The organism is Mycetocola reblochoni REB411, from assembly GCF_900163835.1.
GTDB classification, from domain to species: domain Bacteria; phylum Actinomycetota; class Actinomycetes; order Actinomycetales; family Microbacteriaceae; genus Mycetocola_B; species Mycetocola_B reblochoni.
The window spans coordinates 1-18,074 of the sequence record NZ_FUKR01000009.1 but is presented as its reverse complement, the minus strand read 5'-3'; the positions used below and the strand labels follow the sequence as shown (position 1 = coordinate 18,074).

16 protein-coding genes are annotated in these 18,074 nt (G+C 70.2%); 9 read left to right on the top strand and 7 right to left on the bottom strand.

Annotated elements, in window-relative coordinates; all coding sequences use genetic code 11:
• Positions 1–37 precede the first annotated feature (37 nt).
• From FM119_RS01755 to FM119_RS01745, 3 genes are all read right to left on the bottom strand, one after another.
• The gene (locus FM119_RS01755) at positions 38–1,456 is read right to left on the bottom strand and encodes an aldehyde dehydrogenase family protein (RefSeq protein ID WP_087135977.1); all 1,419 of its coding nucleotides are present in this window, start codon (positions 1,454–1,456) and stop codon (positions 38–40) included.
• Positions 1,457–1,551: 95 nt separating this feature from the next.
• Positions 1,552–2,310, bottom strand: a complete 759-nt coding sequence (locus FM119_RS01750; protein ID WP_087135976.1) for an IclR family transcriptional regulator — start codon at positions 2,308–2,310, stop codon at positions 1,552–1,554.
• On the bottom strand, positions 2,303–3,109 hold the full coding sequence (locus FM119_RS01745; protein ID WP_087135975.1) for an IclR family transcriptional regulator: 807 nt from the start codon (positions 3,107–3,109) through the stop codon (positions 2,303–2,305). Before FM119_RS01745 ends, FM119_RS01750 begins: the two co-directional genes overlap by 8 nt.
• Before the next feature lie 171 nt (positions 3,110–3,280).
• Between FM119_RS01745 and FM119_RS01740 the strand changes: the two genes are divergently transcribed.
• From FM119_RS01740 to FM119_RS01725, 4 genes are read left to right on the top strand one after another with little or no spacing between them, the layout of a single operon-like run.
• The gene (locus FM119_RS01740; RefSeq protein ID WP_087135974.1) at positions 3,281–4,168 is read left to right on the top strand and encodes a transketolase; all 888 of its coding nucleotides are present in this window, start codon (positions 3,281–3,283) and stop codon (positions 4,166–4,168) included.
• Positions 4,165–5,157 carry a transketolase family protein gene (locus FM119_RS01735; protein ID WP_087135973.1) on the top strand — a complete coding sequence of 331 codons (993 nt, stop codon included), beginning with the start codon at positions 4,165–4,167 and terminating at the stop codon, positions 5,155–5,157. The genes FM119_RS01740 and FM119_RS01735 overlap by 4 nt, the downstream gene beginning before the upstream one ends.
• A 7-nt stretch (positions 5,158–5,164) precedes the next feature.
• Positions 5,165–6,289: a 1-phosphofructokinase family hexose kinase gene (locus FM119_RS01730; RefSeq protein WP_087135972.1), complete on the top strand. Its 1,125-nt coding sequence runs from the start codon at positions 5,165–5,167 to the stop codon at positions 6,287–6,289.
• Positions 6,286–7,770: an NAD-dependent succinate-semialdehyde dehydrogenase gene (locus FM119_RS01725; protein ID WP_087135971.1), complete on the top strand. Its 1,485-nt coding sequence runs from the start codon at positions 6,286–6,288 to the stop codon at positions 7,768–7,770. The genes FM119_RS01730 and FM119_RS01725 overlap by 4 nt, the downstream gene beginning before the upstream one ends.
• Before the next feature lie 175 nt (positions 7,771–7,945).
• Here FM119_RS01725 and FM119_RS01720 read toward each other — a convergent pair whose 3' ends face one another.
• Positions 7,946–8,527, bottom strand: coding sequence for a TetR-like C-terminal domain-containing protein (locus tag FM119_RS01720; RefSeq protein WP_087135970.1), 582 nt, complete (start codon positions 8,525–8,527; stop codon positions 7,946–7,948).
• A gap of 152 nt (positions 8,528–8,679) precedes the next feature.
• Between FM119_RS01720 and FM119_RS01715 the strand changes: the two genes are divergently transcribed.
• Positions 8,680–9,867: an alpha/beta fold hydrolase gene (locus FM119_RS01715; RefSeq protein ID WP_087135969.1), complete on the top strand. Its 1,188-nt coding sequence runs from the start codon at positions 8,680–8,682 to the stop codon at positions 9,865–9,867.
• Between the two features lie 7 nt (positions 9,868–9,874).
• Here the strand turns inward: FM119_RS01715 and FM119_RS01710 are convergent, their stop codons facing one another.
• Positions 9,875–10,594, bottom strand: a complete 720-nt coding sequence (locus FM119_RS01710) for an IclR family transcriptional regulator (RefSeq protein WP_087135968.1) — start codon at positions 10,592–10,594, stop codon at positions 9,875–9,877.
• A gap of 125 nt (positions 10,595–10,719) precedes the next feature.
• Here FM119_RS01710 and FM119_RS01705 point away from each other — a divergent pair, with 125 nt between their 5' ends.
• Together FM119_RS01705 and FM119_RS01695 are read left to right on the top strand one after the other, a co-directional pair.
• Complete coding sequence (locus FM119_RS01705; protein ID WP_087135967.1) at positions 10,720–11,112, top strand: GlcG/HbpS family heme-binding protein; 393 nt, start codon at positions 10,720–10,722, stop codon at positions 11,110–11,112.
• Between the two features lie 302 nt (positions 11,113–11,414).
• Positions 11,415–12,614: an MFS transporter gene (locus tag FM119_RS01695; protein ID WP_218778706.1), complete on the top strand. Its 1,200-nt coding sequence runs from the start codon at positions 11,415–11,417 to the stop codon at positions 12,612–12,614.
• Positions 12,615–12,710: 96 nt separating this feature from the next.
• Here FM119_RS01695 and FM119_RS01690 read toward each other — a convergent pair whose 3' ends face one another.
• On the bottom strand, positions 12,711–13,643 hold the full coding sequence (locus FM119_RS01690) for a DMT family transporter (RefSeq protein ID WP_087135987.1): 933 nt from the start codon (positions 13,641–13,643) through the stop codon (positions 12,711–12,713).
• Positions 13,644–13,715: 72 nt separating this feature from the next.
• On the opposite strand from FM119_RS01690, the gene FM119_RS01685 reads away from it, so the two are divergent.
• Complete coding sequence (locus FM119_RS01685) at positions 13,716–14,621, top strand: LysR family transcriptional regulator (protein WP_087135965.1); 906 nt, start codon at positions 13,716–13,718, stop codon at positions 14,619–14,621.
• 46 nt (positions 14,622–14,667) lie between these two features.
• On the opposite strand, the gene FM119_RS01680 is transcribed toward FM119_RS01685, so the two are convergent.
• Positions 14,668–14,889: a hypothetical protein gene (locus FM119_RS01680; RefSeq protein WP_087135964.1), complete on the bottom strand. Its 222-nt coding sequence runs from the start codon at positions 14,887–14,889 to the stop codon at positions 14,668–14,670.
• Between the two features lie 483 nt (positions 14,890–15,372).
• Between FM119_RS01680 and FM119_RS01675 the strand changes: the two genes are divergently transcribed.
• The gene (locus FM119_RS01675; protein ID WP_143822593.1) at positions 15,373–18,039 is read left to right on the top strand and encodes an NACHT domain-containing protein; all 2,667 of its coding nucleotides are present in this window, start codon (positions 15,373–15,375) and stop codon (positions 18,037–18,039) included.
• The last annotated feature ends 35 nt before the right edge of the window (positions 18,040–18,074 follow it).

The following is an 18,074-nucleotide window of genomic DNA, read 5'->3' as shown; positions in this document are numbered from 1 at the left end:
CGGCCGTCACGCGACGACGGCGTTCAGCGGCGGGCGCTCAGCGCGTACGCAGCCCGCGAAGCACGATGCTCTTGACCTGGGTGTACTCGTCGAGCGAGGTGAAGAACCCCTCCCGCCCGAGACCACTGCGCTTGTACCCGCCGAAGGAGCTGCCGTCCGGGCGGTAGTTGTTCGAGCCGTTGATCGAGACGATCGCCGCCTCGATGCGCTCCGCGACGCGATACGCGCGGGAGACATCGGCGGAGAACACCGCCGCCGTCAGCCCGTACGACGAGGCGTTCGCCACACGGACGGCCTCGTCCTCACCCCCGACCGGGAGGATCGTGAACACCGGGCCGAACACCTCGTCGTCGACGACGATGTCGCTGTCCCGCGGCGCCCGGAGCACGGTCGGCTCCACGAGCGCACCCTCGCGACCACCCCCGAGCAGCACCTCGGCTCCCTGGGACACCGCTCGGGCGATCTGCGACTCGACGCCCGCCGCCGCCCGCTCGCTGATGAGGGGACCGACGCCCACGCCCTCGTCGAGCGGGTCGCCGGTGACGACGGCGGAGACCCGCTCCACCAGCCGTCGGGTGAACTCGTCCGCCACCGCCTCGTCGACGAGGATCCTCTTCGTCGCGCAGCAGACCTGGCCGTTCGCGAGCAGGCGCCCGTCGAGGCTGCCAGCCACGGCCGCATCGATGTCGGCGTCGTCCAGCACCACGAGGGCGTCGTTGGCGCTGAGCTCCAGGAAGGTGCGGACGACGTTGCGGGCGGCGTTCTCCGCGATGATCGCGCCGACCCGGCTGCTGCCGGTGAAGCTGATGGCCCGGATCACACTGCTGCGCGAGAGCGCCTCTCCGACGACGGCTCCGTCGCCGTTGACGACGACGAGGGCGTCCGCCGGGACGCCCGCGGCATGCAGCATGGCGGTGAGCCGGTTTCCGACCAACGGGTTCGCCTCGGACGGCTTGACGACGACGGCGTTCCCTCCGGCGAGCGCCGCGCCGACCTTGTGCGCGTACAGCTCGGCGGGGAAGTTGAACGCCACGATCGCCGCGACGACGCCGAGCGGTTCGTGCGCCGTGATCATGAGGTCGGTCTCGAGCCCCTCCTGGCGGTCGAGCGGGATGCTCTGGCCGAAGTGACGGAGGGACTCCCTGGCGAAGCCGCGGAAGATGCGTGCGGCCGCCGCGAGCTCCGCGCGCGAGTCGGGGAGGATCTTCCCGGTCTCCCTGGTCAGCAGGACCGCGATCTCCTCCCGGCGGGCGTCGAGGTCGTCGGCGAAACGCTCGAGCACCTCGGCCCTGCGGTGCGCGGGCAGCGCGGACCACTCCGCGAACCCGCCGCGCGCCCGCTCGAGCGCGGCGGTCGTGGACGCGGCGTCGTCCGCCTCGACTGAGCCGAGCAGCTCGCCCGTCATCTTGTCGAGGACGTCGAGTCGTCCGCGCTCCGTCACTGTTCCGGCCATCATGGCCCCCCTCGTTCACGACACTGTGACCTTCGATCGAAGGCTTTATCTCAGAGAATAGACACTGTGTCCGAAAACAGGCAATCGAGCGATCAGGCTCAGCCCTCGGCTCGATCCCGGCCGTGCACGGCCGCGAGGTCGAGCGCCGCGCGCCGGAGCTCGACGAGGATGTCCTCGCGGTCGGCCCGGATCTCCTCGGCGAGCCCGCCGGCCGAGATACTCGCGACGGCGCCCGCGCACGGGATCGGAACGGCGATGGCGCCGATCCCCGCCGTGACGTCCTCGTCGGAGAGGGTGAAGCCCTGCTCCCGGCTCGACCGCACGTCGTCGGCCAGGGCTGCCGCCGAGGTCAGCGTCGCGGCGGTGAACGGCTCGAAGGGCGCGCCCGCGAGGACGTCATCGAGCGCATCCGACGACTGCGCGAGGATGCTCCTCCCCGCCGCGCCGGCATAGAGCGGGAGGGCTCGCCCCGGCCGCAGCGAGAGCAGGTCGATGCCCCTCCCCCTCGCCCAGGCGACGCACACGGACTCGTCACCCCTGAGCACACTGAGGAACACGGTCTGATGAGTCCGGTCGGCGACCCGCTGCAGCACACGCTCGGCGCCGCTCCACTCGGTCAGAGCACCCGCCGCGGCGTCGGCGAGGCGGAGGAAGCGCGTGGTCAGGCCGACGCGCGCATCGGCGGAGGTCTCGGTGAATCCGATCGCCGTCGCGCCCTCGACCAGTCGGTACACGGAGGAACGCGCCACGCCGAGCCGCTCGGCGATCGCGGCGGCGTTGAGCGGACCGGTCACCGCGAGGAGCTCGACGAGCGCCGCCGCGTTCGCGAGCACGCGGTTGCCCGGCGCGCTAGCCACGGCTCTCCCCCACCCAGCCGAGCTCGGCGCTCGCCGAGGCGGCGGCCTCGCGGACGACGTCGATCACGCGGCTCTCGTTCGAGTCCAGGTGAGCCATCAGCCCGCTGACGGCGAGTGATGCCTCGATCTCACCCCTGTGATTGAGCACCGGGGCGGCCGCCGATCCGAAACCGGGCGTGACCACGCTGGGCGCCACCGCGACGCCCCGCGTTCGGACGGCATCCAGGTCGACGGGGTCCGCGGCGGTCGCCGCCGAGCGGCGCCGACCTGGCTCGTCCACCACGGGCGGCACCGAGTCCCCCGTCGCGTCCGTCAGGAGCGCGTCGCGCTCCGAGGCGGGAAGGTAGGCGAGCAGAACGGAGGGCCCCGCCCCGCCGAGCAGAGGGAGCGAGTCGCCCAGCCGGATGTCGCGCGACCGGACGTCCTCGCCGTCGACACGCTCGATGCACGCGGCGCGCGCGCCCCTGCGCACCCAGAGGCTCACGCCCATGCCGGTCACGTCGCGTGCGTGACGCATGGCGGGGAGCGCGACCGCACGGATGTCGAGCTGGTCCTCGACCAGGCTGCCGATGCGCATGAAGGCCAGGCCCAGCCGGTAGCGCCCGCGCTGGGCGGCATGGTCGACCCACCCCGCGGAGACGAGCGCGCGCAGCAGACGGTAGGTGGAGCTCACCGGCTCCCCCACGGCGGCGGCGAGCTCGCTCACGGCGAGCGACCCCTCGGCCTCGAGCGCGACGAGGGCGGCGTCGGCCTTGTCCAGGATGTCGAGCCCTGAGGCCTCACGCGTCGGTGTGTTCATGGTCTCGGCAATCCTCGCACACCCCCGTGGTGGCGGGCCAGGGAGCAGGTCGCGCCACCGCAGCCACGCGTGGCGAGCGCCACCCAGCGGCCTAATTTTCTTACTCAATAGACATTCTGTTCATTAAACGATAATCTAGCGCTACGGCATCGAGGCCGGAAAGGATCAACGATGAACCTCACACCTCCGCAACGACCATCGACGGACGAGCTGCGCCTGCTCGCCGACACCGGCAGATGGAACGTCATCAGCACCGTCGCCGCGAGCAAGGCCGGCCACATCGGCGGACCGCTGTCCGCGATGGACCTGCTCGTCGCCCTGTACTTCGGCCAACTGCGCATCGACCCCGCCCAGCCGCGGCACCCCGAACGCGACCGGTTCATCCTCTCCAAGGGGCACAACGCGATCGCGCTCTACACGGTGCTCGCGCAGCGCGGCTACTTCCCGGAGTCGGAGCTCGCCAGCTTCGACCACGGCGACTCACGCCTGCAGGGCCACCCCGACATGAAGCTGACCCCCGGCGTGGACGCCTCCACCGGCTCGCTCGGCCAGGGCCTGTCGGCCGGGGCGGGCATGGCCCTCGGCGCGAAACGCCGCGGTCTCGACGCCCACACCTGGGTGATGCTCGGTGACGGGGAGCTCGGCGAGGGAATGGTGTGGGAGACGGTGCTCTCCGCACCGCGCTTCGGGCTCGATAACCTCACCGCCATCGTCGACGTCAACGGGCTGCAGCAGTACGGCTGGCCGGCCGGGGAGTCCGACCGCTTCGACAGGAGCGAGCCGCTCGGCCACGTCGACCTCGGCGCCGTCTTCACCGGCTTCGGCTGGACCGTGCACGACATCGACGGCCACGACTTCACGGCGATCTTCGACGCCTTCGACGCCGCGGAGGCCGCACGCAACCACGCGGGACGCCCGAGCGTCATCCTGGCGCGGACGGCGAAGGGCCGCGGCGTCAGCTTCACCGAGGGGACATACACGTGGCACAACGGCGTCGCCACCGAGGAGCAGCTGCGGACCGCCAAGGCCGAGCTGCTGGAGAAGGGAGAAGTCCGATGACGGCACAGCGGAAGGTGTGGGGCGACACCCTGCTCGAGCTCACCCGCGAGGACGACCGCGTCGTCGTGCTCGACGCTGACCTGGCGACGTCGACGATGGCCGTCACGGTCGCCGAGGGCAACCCGGAGGCGTTCATCCAGGTGGGTATCGCCGAGCAGAACCTCGTGGGCATGGCGTTCGGCCTGAGCACCATGGGCTACCGTCCGTGGCTGTCGACCTTCGGCGTGTTCCTCACCCACCGAGCCCTCGACCAGATCCGCATGCTCGTCTCCCAGACCGGGGCTCCGGTCCGCATCGCCGCTGCCTACGCCGGCCTGCTCAACGGGTCGAGCGGCAAGACCCACCAGGACATCGAGGACCTCGCCATCATGCGCGCCATGCCGGGAATGACCGTGCTGGCCCCCGCCGACGAGCACGAGGCCCGCGCGATCACCCGCTGGGCGGCGGAGCACGACGGGCCGGTCTACATCCGCTACGCGAGGGACGCGGTCGCCCCCGTCTTCGACGCGGACTACGTCTTCCACCCGGGAGCGGTCCACCGGCTGCGCGACGGCGGCGGCGACGTCACGCTGGTCAGCACGGGCGTGCAGAGCTCCCGCGTCGTCGAGGCGGCCGAGCTGCTCGCGGCGCGCGGCGTCGACGCGAGGGTCGTGCACGTCCCCTCGCTCAAGCCGGTCGACGGCGACGCGCTGCTCGCCGCGATCAGCGGGGTCGGCACCGTGGTCACCGTCGAGGACCACTCGGTCATCAACGGCCTGGGCGGGCTCGTCGCGGAGCTCATCGCCGAGCGGGGAGACCCCGACGCTCCGCGACTGCACCGCGTCGGCCTGGCCGACGGCTGGTCCGAGTCGGCGCCGAACGCGTTCCTGCTCGACAGGTACGGTCTCTCAGCCGAGCGCGTCGCCGAGCAGGTCCTCGAGGCCCTCGGCCACTCCCCCTCCCCCTCCGCCACCGTCACCGTCACCGCACCCGGTGGCACCGTCGGATGACCCGGGCATGACCGTGCTCACCGCAGCCGAGGACCGGAGGCCACTCCCCGTCCGGGAGGCGGCGGTCGTGACGTGCACGCCCGCCCCCGCGATCGACCGCGTCTACCTGCTGCCGACCGTCGCCCTCGGCCGGGTCAACCGTGCCCGCGTGGTGAGCGAGGAGGTGGCGGGCAAAGGCGTGAACGTGTCCCGCATGCTCGCCGGGGCCGCCGTCCCCACGCGGATGGTGCTGCCCTGGTCGGGCGAGGGGACACTGCTGCCGCCGGAGGCCGTCGTCGTCCCGACGACGCAACCGACACGACTGCACACGATCGTCATCGACGCCGAGGGCGTCACCACCAACATCAACGAGTTCGCCGCCGCACTCAGCGACGCCGAGTGGAGCCTGCTCGCGCGCCGCTGCCGCGCGGCCGTCGAGGAGATCCGGGCCGGCTGGCTCCTGATCGGCGGCAGCATCCCCTGGCCGGAGGACGACGCGGTGATCGCCCGCCTCCTGGGCGCCGCGACCGACGCCGGGGCGCGCGTCGCCGTCGACACCTCCGGCAGCGGGCTGGCGCGCATCGCCCGCCGGCACGGCCCGTCGATCGCACTCGTCAAGCCCAACACCGCCGAGCTCGCCGAGGCGACGGGAACCGCCCTGCATACCAGGGGCGACGTCGTGGACGCGGCACGGCGCCTGATCCGCTGCGGAATCGGAGCGGTGCTGGCCTCCGCCGGTGCCGACGGGATCGTCTACGTCGACGGCGGGTCCGCGCTCTGGGCGACGGGCCCCGGGGTCGACCGGGTGGTCAACACCACCGGCGCCGGGGACGCCGCCCTCGCCGGGTTCCTGTCCGCGACGGCGACTGCCGATCCGGTTGGAGAGGGTCTGATCCGCGCGATCCGCTGGTCACAGGCGGCGGTGCGCAGCACGCACGCCTGTCCGCCGCCCGCGGAGATCGGTGACGTCGCCCTGCGCGTGTCGCCGCTCGGGCGCGTGGATCGTGACCTGCCGCTGAGTGATCCCGGTGACGACCTCGACCCCCTGCCCCAGACCGCGGCCGCCCGACGCCGGCCGGACGCCGCCGCCGCGCGGAGCCCGCGGCTCCCCGCTGACCACCCCACCGCGAACCACGAAGGACGACTGACATGACCATCCCCGCCGAGCTGGCCGAGGCCCGCGAACGACTCCTGAGCTCCGTGCCCACGGCGCTGCTCATCGACGGCCGCTGGCGGGAGGGCACGACGGGCGCGCGCTTCAGCGTCTCCGAGCCCGCGACCGGCGCGACCCTGGCGGAGGTGTCCGATGCCAGCCCGGAGGACGGCGCAGCGGCCGTCGACGCCGCGGTCGCCGCGGGCCAAGGGTGGGCCGCCACGCCGCCGCGCGAGCGGGGCGAGGTGCTGCGGAGGGCCTTCGAGCTCGTGCGCGAACGCTCCGAGGACCTGGCACTGCTGATGACGCTGGAGATGGGCAAGCCGCTAGCGGAGGCCAGGGGCGAGGTCAGCTACGGTGGCGAGTTCCTGCGCTGGTTCAGCGAGGAGGCCGTGCGGATCGGCGGCCGCTACGGCCAGACCCCCGAGGGGAACGGCACGATGGTGGTGTCCCAGCGCCCCGTCGGCCCCTGTTTCTTCATCACGCCGTGGAACTTCCCGCTCGCCATGGCGACGCGCAAGATCGCCCCAGCGCTGGCCGCGGGGTGCACGGTCGTGATCAAACCGGCCGCGCTGACGCCGCTGACCACGCTCGCGTTCGCACAGATCCTTCTCGACGCGGGACTGCCAGCCGGCGTGGTCAACGTCGTGCCGACGTCCTCGTCGAGCGCGCTGTCCGCGCCCATCATCGCCGACCCGCGCCTGCGCAAGCTCAGCTTCACCGGGTCGACCGCGGTCGGGCGCACCCTGCTCGCCCAGGCGGCGGGCACGGTGCTGCGCACCTCGATGGAGCTCGGCGGCAACGCGCCGTTCCTCGTCTTCGCCGACGCCGACCTCGACGCCGCCGTCGAGGGTGCCGTGCAGGCCAAGTTCCGCAACATCGGGCAGGCCTGCACCGCGGCCAACCGCTTCATCGTCCACGAGGACGTCGCCGAGGAGTTCGCCGAGGCCGTGACCGCGCGGGTCGCCGCCCTGACCGTCGGCGACGGCACCGACCCCGAGACGACGATCGGCCCGCTCATCGACGACGGGGCGGTGCACACGTGCCAGCGCCTGGTCGACGACGCCGTCGCCCGCGGAGCGCGCCTGCGCACCGGAGGGCACGCGCTCGAGATCGGCGCCGGCAGCTTCTTCGCCCCGACCGTGCTCGACCGTGTCCCCGCGGACAGCGCGATCGTGCACGAGGAGATCTTCGGCCCCGTGCTGGCCATCGCGACGTTCCGGGACGAGGAGGACGCCGTCGCTCGCGCCAACGACACCCCCTACGGGCTCGCCTCCTACGTGTACACCCGCGACCTGGCGCGGACCCAACGGCTCATCGAACGGATCGACACGGGGATGATGGGCGTGAACGCGGGGGTCATCTCGAACGCGGCGGCGCCGTTCGGCGGCGTCAAGCAGTCCGGCCTGGGCAGGGAGGGCGGCGCGGAGGGTATCCACGAGTTCCTGGCGACGAAGTACACGCTCGTCCCCCGCGGCTAGCCGTACTGACCCGGATCGTTGTTGACGGAGGAGAGACCTCCGTCGTCGAGTCGGGGCCGTCTCGTTTCCCTCGAATCCGCGCAGGCATCGCGGACAGGGCCGTGCGTCACCGGCCGGGCCGCACCGTGCGATCCGGGTGGGACGTCGCGGCTCGCGCAGGGCACCGCGCGCACCGTCACACCACCGCGGCGAGCGCGTCGTCCACCGATCGCTGTGCCTCGTCCCGCCCGACGGGACGGCCGAGGAGCAGCAGCCGGAAGTGCGTGCGCGCCACGATCGTCTCGAGCACGTCGGCCGCATCCGCGTCCTCCGGCCACTCGCCCCGTTCGGCCGCACGCCGGAAGATCACCTCGGTGACGGCGAAGCGCCGTTGCCAGAACTCGGCCCTGCCCGCGGGCACGGGCGCCTCGGCCCCCGTGCCGATCATGGCCCGCGCGAGCGCCCGGCCGGTCGCCGAGGACAGGAATCCGGCGATCGCGAGCGCGAAGTCGACCAGGTCCTCGCGCAGGCTGCCGAGGTCAGCGGCCTCGATGCGGTCCTCGCTGTAGTCGAGCATCGCGTCAAGCAGGAGCTGCTCCGCGCTCCCCCAGCGTCGGTAGACGGTCGTCTCGTGGACACCGGCCGCGGCGGCGATCCCTGCGATCGTGAGCGCGTCGGGCCCGTCGTCGGCGACGGCCTGGATCACCGCGTCCAGGACGGAGCGGCGGACGGCCGCGGAACGGCCCCCGGGTCGGCGTCGCACGGGGGTCTCGGTCATGCCCCCCAGCCTAACGCAGGAAAGTTGCATCAGCATCGCGGGCGCTCTAGCCTTCACCTAACGCAGGGAATCTGCGTTAGGTGCGATGGGCCCGACCGGCGGGCCGCCCGTCCGCGCACGCCGACCACCCCGCACACGCAAGGAGCACGACCATGGACATGCGATACGCCCTCGACCTCAACGCCGCACCGGCGGGATACCACCACTACTGCGACGACGTGAGCATCAACTTCCAGTGCAACCGCTGGATGCAGTGGGCCAGCCCCGAGGCGCGAGCCGAACTGCGCGCCGTCAGTGCGGGACCGGGCACGTACCCCGAGTGGATCGACACGTTCTTCGCCCTCGCGGCCGACGCCCGCGCCGCCGGCCGCGCCGTCGACGCCGCCTACTTCGACCGTGGAGCGGAGTTCTTCCTCGAGCCAGGCGACCCCCGCAAGAAGCCCGCCCGCCGCCGCATCGTCGACACCCTCCGCGCAGCGTTCGGCGTCGAGCCGGTGGCCGTGCCGTTCGCCGACGCCTCCCTTCCCGCCTATGAGCTGCGGCCCGAGGGCGAGGCGCACTCCACCTGGGTGCTGTTCGGCGGCTTCGACTCCTACGTCGAGGAGTGGTTCCCCCTGATCGCCGCCGCCGTGCGCCTCGGCCGCCGCGTCATCGTGTTCGACGGGCCAGGACAGGGCGGGGCGCTCGAGGACGAGGGCATGCCGATGATCGCCGAGTGGGAGCGCCCGGTCTCCGCGGTCCTCGACCACTTCGGCCTCGACGACGTCACCCTCATCGGCGCCTCCCTCGGCGGGGAGCTCGTCGTCCGGGCCGCGGCGTTCGAGCCGCGCGTGGCCAGGGTCGTCGCCTTCGACGCGATGGACGACTTCCTCGAGACGACACTGTCCCAGACGGTCCCGCGCGGCGCGCGGGCGGTCGGCGCACTGGCGACGCGGCTGCCGGCGCGGTGGGTGAGCGCCGTGCTCACGCGGGTGGCCGCGCGCAAGCCGGTCGTCAGTTGGGGACTGTGGCAGGGCATGCATGTGACGGGGACGACGAGCCCCGCCGCGTTCCTCCGCGCCATCGCGCGGATGCGCACCACGACCGTGTCGGCGCGGGTCCGCGGCGACGTGCTCCTGCTCCAGGGCGCCGACGACCACTACGTGCCCGTGACTCAGCTCGCCCGCCAGGCCCGCACGCTGACCGGGGCACGCTCGGTCACCACCCGCAGCTTCACCGCGGCGGAGAGCGCGAGCAGCCACTGCCAGATCGGCAACGTCGGGCTCGCGCTCATCACCATCGCCTCGTGGGAGGACGCGCTGGCGGCGCGGGTCCCTGCGACGGCGCGACCCTCAGCCTGACATCGCCCTATTCCAGCACTCGGATGTGTCGAGCCATGAGGTCGCCGATCTCACGGAGGCGCGTTCGCGCGAGACGGCTGGATGGGCCCGCCACGCCGATCGCGGCGTCACCGCCGATCGACATCGCCACGCAGGAGACACCGGGGTGAAAAGCCCCCTCGTCCAGCGCGAACCCCGCGCTGCGGGCGTCGTCGATGGCGTCGGCGTGCTGCGACCAATCCGACGGGTGCCCGTGAGCGAGCTCCCGTGCGCGGACCTCGTCTGAGGCGATAAGCGCGTGCCCGATCGCCGTGCCGAGCAGAGGCTCCCTTTCACCCACGTTCACTGTGAGATGCAGGGGCTCGGGAGACTGCACAGCATCGGCGCAAACGTAGTGATCCCCCGTTGCGAAGGCGAGATAGACGGTCTCTCCGGTGTCGGTTCCGAGAGCCTCCAGAACGGGACGCACCCGCTGGCGCAGGAGCTGCTCCGTCTCGACCTTCGGCCTCACGAGCCGTTCCAACCGGTTCGTGAGGCGATACGGGGCACCGCGGTTCGACTGCTCCACATAGCCCAGGGTCTCCAGCGAGGCCAGGAGATTGTGCGTCGTGCTGCGGTTCAAGCCCGCGTCGTCGGCGAGCTCACTCAGCCTCGCCCCCTCCGGGACGGCGGCGAGCAGCTCGAGGAGGCCGAACGCGCGCTGCACGGACTGAATGACACGGCCCGATTCCGGACGTTGCTGTTCCATGATGCTGAACTATAACACGCCCAAGTCGCCAATGTTTCGCATTTACGGCTGCCCGTGGCTACGGTAGTTCCCGAAAAGCAAACCAGAGGCGCTTGAAAGTGCCGCACGTTCCACATGGAGGAATTATGTCTCAGCGAGTACGAGCGCAGGCTGCGATCGATGCGGTCGTCGAGAAGGCCGAGCAGCAGGGCTTCGGGGTGGCGATCGCCGTCGTCGACGCGGCGGGAGCGCTGGTGGGGTTCGCGCGTACCGACGCGTCGCTCATCGGCCCGGTGGATGTGGCGCAGAAGAAGGCGCGCACCGCCGCCATGTTCGGGATGGACGGCGTCGACTTCGCCGAGGTCGCACGCCCCGGCGGCCCGATCTACTCGATCGAGCACACGAACGGCGGACTCATCAGCTTCGGCGGCAGCGTCGTCCTTCGCCACGGACAGCAGGTCATCGGTGGCATCGGGGTGGCCGGAGCCACCCTTGACGCCGACGAGGACCTGGCCCGCACCGGCGCCGCGGCCTTCTGACCCCGCCCCGAGAGGGACCGCCTCGCCCCGACAGGGACGGCGACCCGCCTCGGCCGCGCGCGCGACCCGGCCCGCGGTGCGGGTCGCCGACCTGCGACACGACATGCTGTTCGACGCTGGCACCTCGGCCGGGACCGCCGTCGTCGCGCATACCGCCCAGGCCGGCGTCGGCGCGCCCGGGCCGCCCAGCGCGGACGCGCATGCCGCGGACCCGCTCCACGGGTTCCCGCACATCGCCTCGTCATCGACACGCACACCGTCCTGACCGCGATCGGTCCGGACGGCCCACGGAAGGAAAACCCATGATTCGGCTGCTCTCCCTGACGGTCGCGGCGTTCGCGATCGGCATCAGCGAGTTCGTCTTGGTCGGACTGCTGCCGACCATCGCGAACGACACCGGCGTCACCCTCGGCACGGCCGGCCTGCTCGTGACCTTCTACGCCCTCGCGATCACCCTGCTCTCCCCACTCCTGACCAGCTGGCTCAGCCGCTACGACTCCCGCCCGGCGCTTGTCGCGCTCATGGTCGTCTTCGCGGCCGGAAACATGCTCGTCGCCGCAGCCGGAGGGTTCACCGGGCTGCTGGTCGGCCGCGTCCTGGCCGGCGCCGCCCACGGCACCGTCTTCGCCCTGGGCGCCCCGGCGGCCGCCGCACTCGTTCCGAAGGAGAAGGCGGCCAGAGCCATCTCCCTGATGTTCCTCGGCCTCACCGTTGCGATGGTCATCGGCGTCCCCCTCGGGACCATCATCGGTAACGCCCTCGGCTGGCGCACCACGTTCGTCATCGTCGCCGCGCTCGGCGCGGTCGCGGCGCTCGCCATCGCGCTGCTCATCCCCTCCACCAGAACCGGCGAATCGGTGAGCCTTCGCGAGCAGATCGCCCTGCTCACGGATCGGCCTGTCGCGATGACCTACCTTGTCACCGGCCTCGGATTCGGTGCGACCTTCGCGGTGTTCACCTACCTCGGCCCCCTCCTGACCGGCACCGCCGGATACACTGCTTCCGGAGTGACGCTGGCCCTGTTCCTCTTCGGAGCCACCACGGTGATCGGCAACCTCACCGGCGGCGCGCTCGCCGATCGCATCGGCACCGTCCCGGTCATCCGCATCGCCCTCACCGGCCTCATCGCCGCCTTCGTCGGCATCCTCCTCACCTCCTCGAGCACGGTCGGCATCGCCATCGTCATCGCGGCGTGGGGGGTGTTCGCCTTCCTCATCTCCCCGCCCGTGCAGACACACGCCGTCGCTCTCGCCAGCCACCGCGGCCCCGGCGCGGAGAAAGCGGCCAGCGGCCTGAACATCGCCGCGTTCAACGCCGGTATCGCCCTCGCCTCCTGGGCCGGTGGAACACTCGTCGAGACCCTCGGCGTCACCAGCACGCCCTGGGCGGCCCTCGCCCTCGCCGTCCTCGCCCTCGCCGCCAGCCTCGGCATCACGCGTCCGGCACGCCACGAGCAGACCATCGACGTCAGGCTCCCCCGCGCCAGGCCGCGACCGCACTGAGCCCCCTGCGGAGCGGCGAGGCGACGCCGTGATGAGCCGGGGGTCGAGGACCCGAGCCGAGGGTGACCATCGCGGTCGCCTGGAGGAACTCTGCTGTCAACCGCGGGTTCGGTGTCGTGGCGACCGTGGTGCCGCCGCGGTGCTCACCGTGCTCCGCCACCGGTACTCGGCCCTCCCGCCCCACGTGACGGCTGCGAGCAGGACGAGGGCGCCGAGGAGACCCGTGGCGCCGATGGTGTCGCCCGCGAAGACGATTCCGATCGCGAGCGCCCAGCCGGGTTCGGTGCCGAGAAGGATGCCTGCACGGGAGGCTGAGGTTCGTTTGGTCGCCCAGAGTTGCCCGAGGAAGGCGAGAAGCGTGCATCCGATCGTCAGGTAGGCCACGAGCGCCCAGTCGCTCCCGGTGAAGTCGAGCGCGTGCGTGAGAGCGTCCCCGCCACCCCAGAGCGCGAAGATGAGTGCGCCGAACGCGAGCTCGACGGTGGTGAGCGAGAACACGTCCGTCCGGTCGCCTGCCGTGACGGACGCCTCAGCGACGCCCAGCATCGCGCGGGTCAACGCACCGACAAGGACGAGAAGATCGCCGAGGCGAGGAGCGGTGAACCCGTTACCACTGACCAGAAGCGCAATCCCGGCAACGCCGAGCAGCATCGCGAGCACCAGCTGGCTGGAGAGCCGACGGCGGGTGACCACGGACTCGAGGATCGGGGTGATGAGGACAGACAGGCCGATGATGAGGCCCGCGTTCGTCGCGCTTGTCTGTGTGACCCCGATCGTCTCCAGAGCGATGGTCGCCGCGCGCAACACACCGAGCAGCAGACCCGGGCCCGTCGCCGCACGGAGCCCACGGAGCCTGCCGCAGCCCGCGGCGATGAGGAACAGGATCACCGCGGCGGGAACGAACCTCAGGCACATCACCGCGGCTGCGGACGATGCGTCGGCGAGGTCTTTGGCGGCGAGATAGCTTCCGCCCCAGACCGCCGCCACGGCGAGGAGGACGACGTCGGGCAGCAGACGGGAGCGGGACATGCCGTCAACCCTCGCGAACGCAACGGTGAAGAACAACGGGCAGTATCTGAATCGGTCTGTCAGTATTGCTTCATGGATGTTCGGCACCTCACAACCCTGCGGGAGCTGCGCGACCGCGGCTCGGTCACCGCAGTGGCCGCCGCCCTGCACCTGTCGCCCTCGGCGGTCTCGCAGCAGCTCGCCGCCTTGCAGCGAACTACTCCGGTGCCGCTGACCGAGCAGCGCGGCCGGGTGCTCGCGCTGACCGCGGCCGGTGACCGCGTGGCCGACGCGGCCGAGGAGGTGGCCGCCGCGCTGGCGCGCGCGGAGGATGCGGTGACGGACTTCCTGACTGCGCCGCAGGAGCCGGTGACGGTGACTGCGTTCCACAGCGCCGGGCTGGCATGGTTCCCGTCTCTCATCGAGCGGGCAGAGTCCGAGCCGGACGGTCCCGACGTGCGGGTTCGCGACGAGGACGTGTCCACCGAGGAGTTCCCCCAGCTCGCGGCCGACCACGACATCGTGATCGCGCACCGCCCGTTCGCTTCCACACCCTGGCCGCAGGAGCGGGTCGCGGTGACCTCGCTGCTCGAGGAGCCGATCGACCTCGCGGTGAGCCGCTCGCACCCCCTGGCGTCGCGTCCCTCGGTGCGGCTGTCCGAGCTGTCGGGCGAGTCCTGGTCGGCGGCGCACGAGGGGTTCCCCCTGGAGCCGCTACTGGTTCAGGCAATGTCGGCAGCGGCGGGCGAGCCGATCCGCATCCGCCATCGGGTCAACGAGTTCAATGTCGTCGCCGCGATCATCGCCCGCACCGGCACGGTAGGGCTGCTGCCCCGCTACACCGGGCTCAGCGCTCAGTTCGCCGACCGTGTGGTCCTGCTGCCCATCGACGACCTCCACATCGGCCGACACATCGACGTGCTCACCCGGCGGGACACCATCGCCCGCCAGAGCGTCCGCACCGTCATCGATTGGATCACCGCTGTCGTGAACGGCTGACCGCCCGAGCGTGCTCGGACGGGGCATCACCCCACGGTGTGCAGCGTCATCCGCGGAGAGAGGGCGAGCTGGCGCTGGTGCGCACGGCGACGGCGTCCGCAGCGATCGCCACGTGGGTCAGCGTGGTGTCGCTGTCACGGCGCGTGATGCCACGGTTGCTCGGGGGGGGGGGCTGCGGCTGCGGCTGCGGCTGCGGCATAGCGCCGAACGCCTGGCGGGCGTAGGGCTCTTCGCCGAGAGCGGAGGTCTTCGCGATGCGAGCGGACATCTCCGCGATGCGAGCACGGACATCCTCCCGGTGCGAGCGCGGTTCTCGATGCTGGCAGTCGGATGGCGGGCCTCACAATTACGGCCCACCAGCGCGGCCCGGATTCCCGCGCAAACCTCGGGAATGAAAACTCCCGTCGTTGATTGCGGGAAGCTCCCGTTTTGACTTCACGTGCTCGCGCACCTACTCCGAGCGCAACGGTCGGGCTGACAGGATTTGAACCTGCGACCCCTTGGAGGATCCGGTCGATTTCCGGTCTCCGCCGATCGTCTCGGGAACTCGCGGATTCCCTTTTGTTTACAGGGAACCGGGCGGTTCGCTTGGTCCGAGTGTAGCCGGTTGGTGGCGGACATTGGCGGGTGATTGAGGTGGGTTCTTGATGGGCCTGGGTGCGATTGGAACCAAGAAGAACACAGATTGAGTTGCAAGCCCGACTCGAACTGTGGCGTCCTCGATGTGCGGAGGCGGTTGCGATAATGGGCTGTGCCTCCGACGCCAGACATCGACTTCGCACGCATCCGACCTCACGGACAGCCGGCGTCCCGTGCGAACGCGTTCGAGGAGCTCGCCTCGCTGCTCATTCGCGACGATGCCGTGCAGTGGCCAGAAGGCACGCGCTTTCATAAGTTCGGTAATCCCGATGGTGGTCGAGAAGGCAGAGGAGTCCTCCCCAGCGGCGAGGTGTGGGCTTGGCAGGCGAAGTACCTGACATCGTTCGATTCAGGGGCCGCGGGCCAAGTGAAGAGATCCTTTCTGCGCACCCTGACGACCGAGCCGGAGCTCCGACGGTACTTCGTGACCATGCCCATCGATCTTCCGGCCGGAGACACAGACAGATCCAAGTCCGCCTTCACGCTATGGGGTGAGGAGGTGGTCAGATGGGAGGCAGCAGCAGCCGAACAGGGCCGGACGGTCACGGTCGAGTTCGTGGGAGCCCACGACCTGATTACCGCACTCACGTCCGACCATAACGCTGGGCGGGTCCGCTACTGGTTCGATGCAAGTGTTCTCACACGGAAGCAGCAACAAGAACGCATCGACGACGTCGCAGCCAAGCTCGGCCGACGATACAGCCCCCAACTTCACGTCGATGTCGACGCAGTACAGGTAGTCGATGGCGCAGGACGCACCACGGCTTACATCGCGCGGTGGCAGCAGCTCCTGGCTGATCTCAGGTCGGCCCGCAGATGGTCGTGGAGGGCACCTGACGGAGACGAGGACGCTTTTCACGACGCCCTTCTGCGCTGCGCTGCGTCGCTGAATGAGGTGGACGCTCTGCTCGAACGCATCATCGCGCAGATACGTGCCTTCGACGCCGTCGACCTTTCGACTGCGCAAGTGGATGCAGCCTTGTCCGCACTCGATGACTTGAACACGTTGTTACGCAACCGGTCGCGAACCGATGACGGCTTCTACGTCGGCGAAGCTGGGTCTCTGTACGGGCATGTACGCGATGCGATCGCAGCGCTGAGAATGGCACGTCAGCTATGCATGTCACCAGCGACGGCCGCGGCCAGTCGAGGTGAGCTCTTACTGACTGGGCGGGCGGGCGTCGGGAAGACACATCTCCTCTGCGACGTCGCCAAGAAACGAATCGCCGCAGAACTCCCGACGGTGATGATTCTGGGCCAAGACTTCGACGTTCGGAATCTTCTGATGCAACTGCCGGAGCTCGCGGAGTTGCCCGGGAGCGTCGACGAACTTCTCGCGCTTCTCAGCGCCGCTGCTGAAGCTTCTGGCCAAAAAGCTCTCCTAATCATCGACGCCATCAACGAGAGCGAGCAACCGGATCGGTGGCAGGCGGCCCTTCAAGCGATGATGTCAAAGGCGTCGCGCTATCCCGCTGTCAGCCTCGTGATCTCATGCAGAACGGAGTTCGTCGACGCTGTGGTCGGCAATCATGGTCTGCCCGCTGCCGAACACTTCGGGTTCGAAGAGTCCACCGAGACTGCCGTACGGCGCTTCGCCGCCGAGTATGGACTCGACGTCCCGACCTTCCCCGTGTTCAATCCCGAGTTCGCAAACCCGTTGTTCCTCCGGTTGACCTGCGAGGCGCTGACGACGTTGGGCACCGGCCGGTTCACACTGGGCTCGGCGGGGCTGACGACGGTCTGCGGAGCATTCATCGAGGCAGCGAACGTTCGCCTGTCCGCGGCTGGCCGATGCGACTTCGATTCGCGCACGGACCTGGTGGACGTGGCAATAAAGCAACTTGCGACTATCGAAGGTGGCCGCATTCCACGCGTTGTCGCGAACGACATCTGCTCAACTCTGCTACCGAATCGGTCATGGTCGAAGAGCCTGCTGAAGGGGATGCTCGACGAGGGAATCCTCGTCGAAGTGGGAACAGATCATCTCAGCTTCGGATACCAACGCCTAGGCGACGTCGCACGCGCGCGGACCATCGCTGAAAAGACACCCACCGCAGTCGCGGAATGGATGCAGTCGCTGGGCACTGGGCTGTGGACCGAGCGAGGAGTCCTCGGCGCACTGGCGGTGCTGATGCCCGAACAGCACGGCGTAGAACTGATGGACTGCGCCGACCTCACTAAGCCCGTCCCGTACGACTTGATCGATGCGTTCCTCGAGAGCATCTCGCTACGCGAGCCCACCGCCGCAAGCGCGAGGACCGAGGAATTCGTGCGAGTACTGCTGAATGCGGATCGTCACAGGAACGAGATGTGGGGGCAACTCGTACGTGTGGCGTGCGTACCGGACCACCCCCTGAACGCGCAGTGGCTTCACGAACACCTCACTTCGCTCGACCTTCCCACCCGTGACACATCATGGTCCCTGTCCCTCATCGGTGCGCTCGACCCAGAGGAGCACTCGCCCATCCGCACCCTCATCGAGTGGGCGTGGCCCACCGACCAGAACGCATTGATACGCACCAACAGCGATACCGCCGAGCTCGCATTGCTTCTGCTGGGATGGTGCACCAGCACCAACGACCGACGAGTCAGAGACAGCGCCACCAAGGCGCTCGTCGCCCTCGGAGAGCGAGAGGTGGATGCGTTCGCCTCTGCCTTACTTCCCTTGATGAGCGTCGACGACCCCTACGTCGTGGAGCGTGTGGCTGCAGCGGCGTGCGGAATCGCGTTACGCCACGAGTCCCGAGCGGCGCAACTGGCGGGACTGCTGCACGTTTAGGTGACAGTTTGTAGTCACGCCGCGAGGGCGACGTC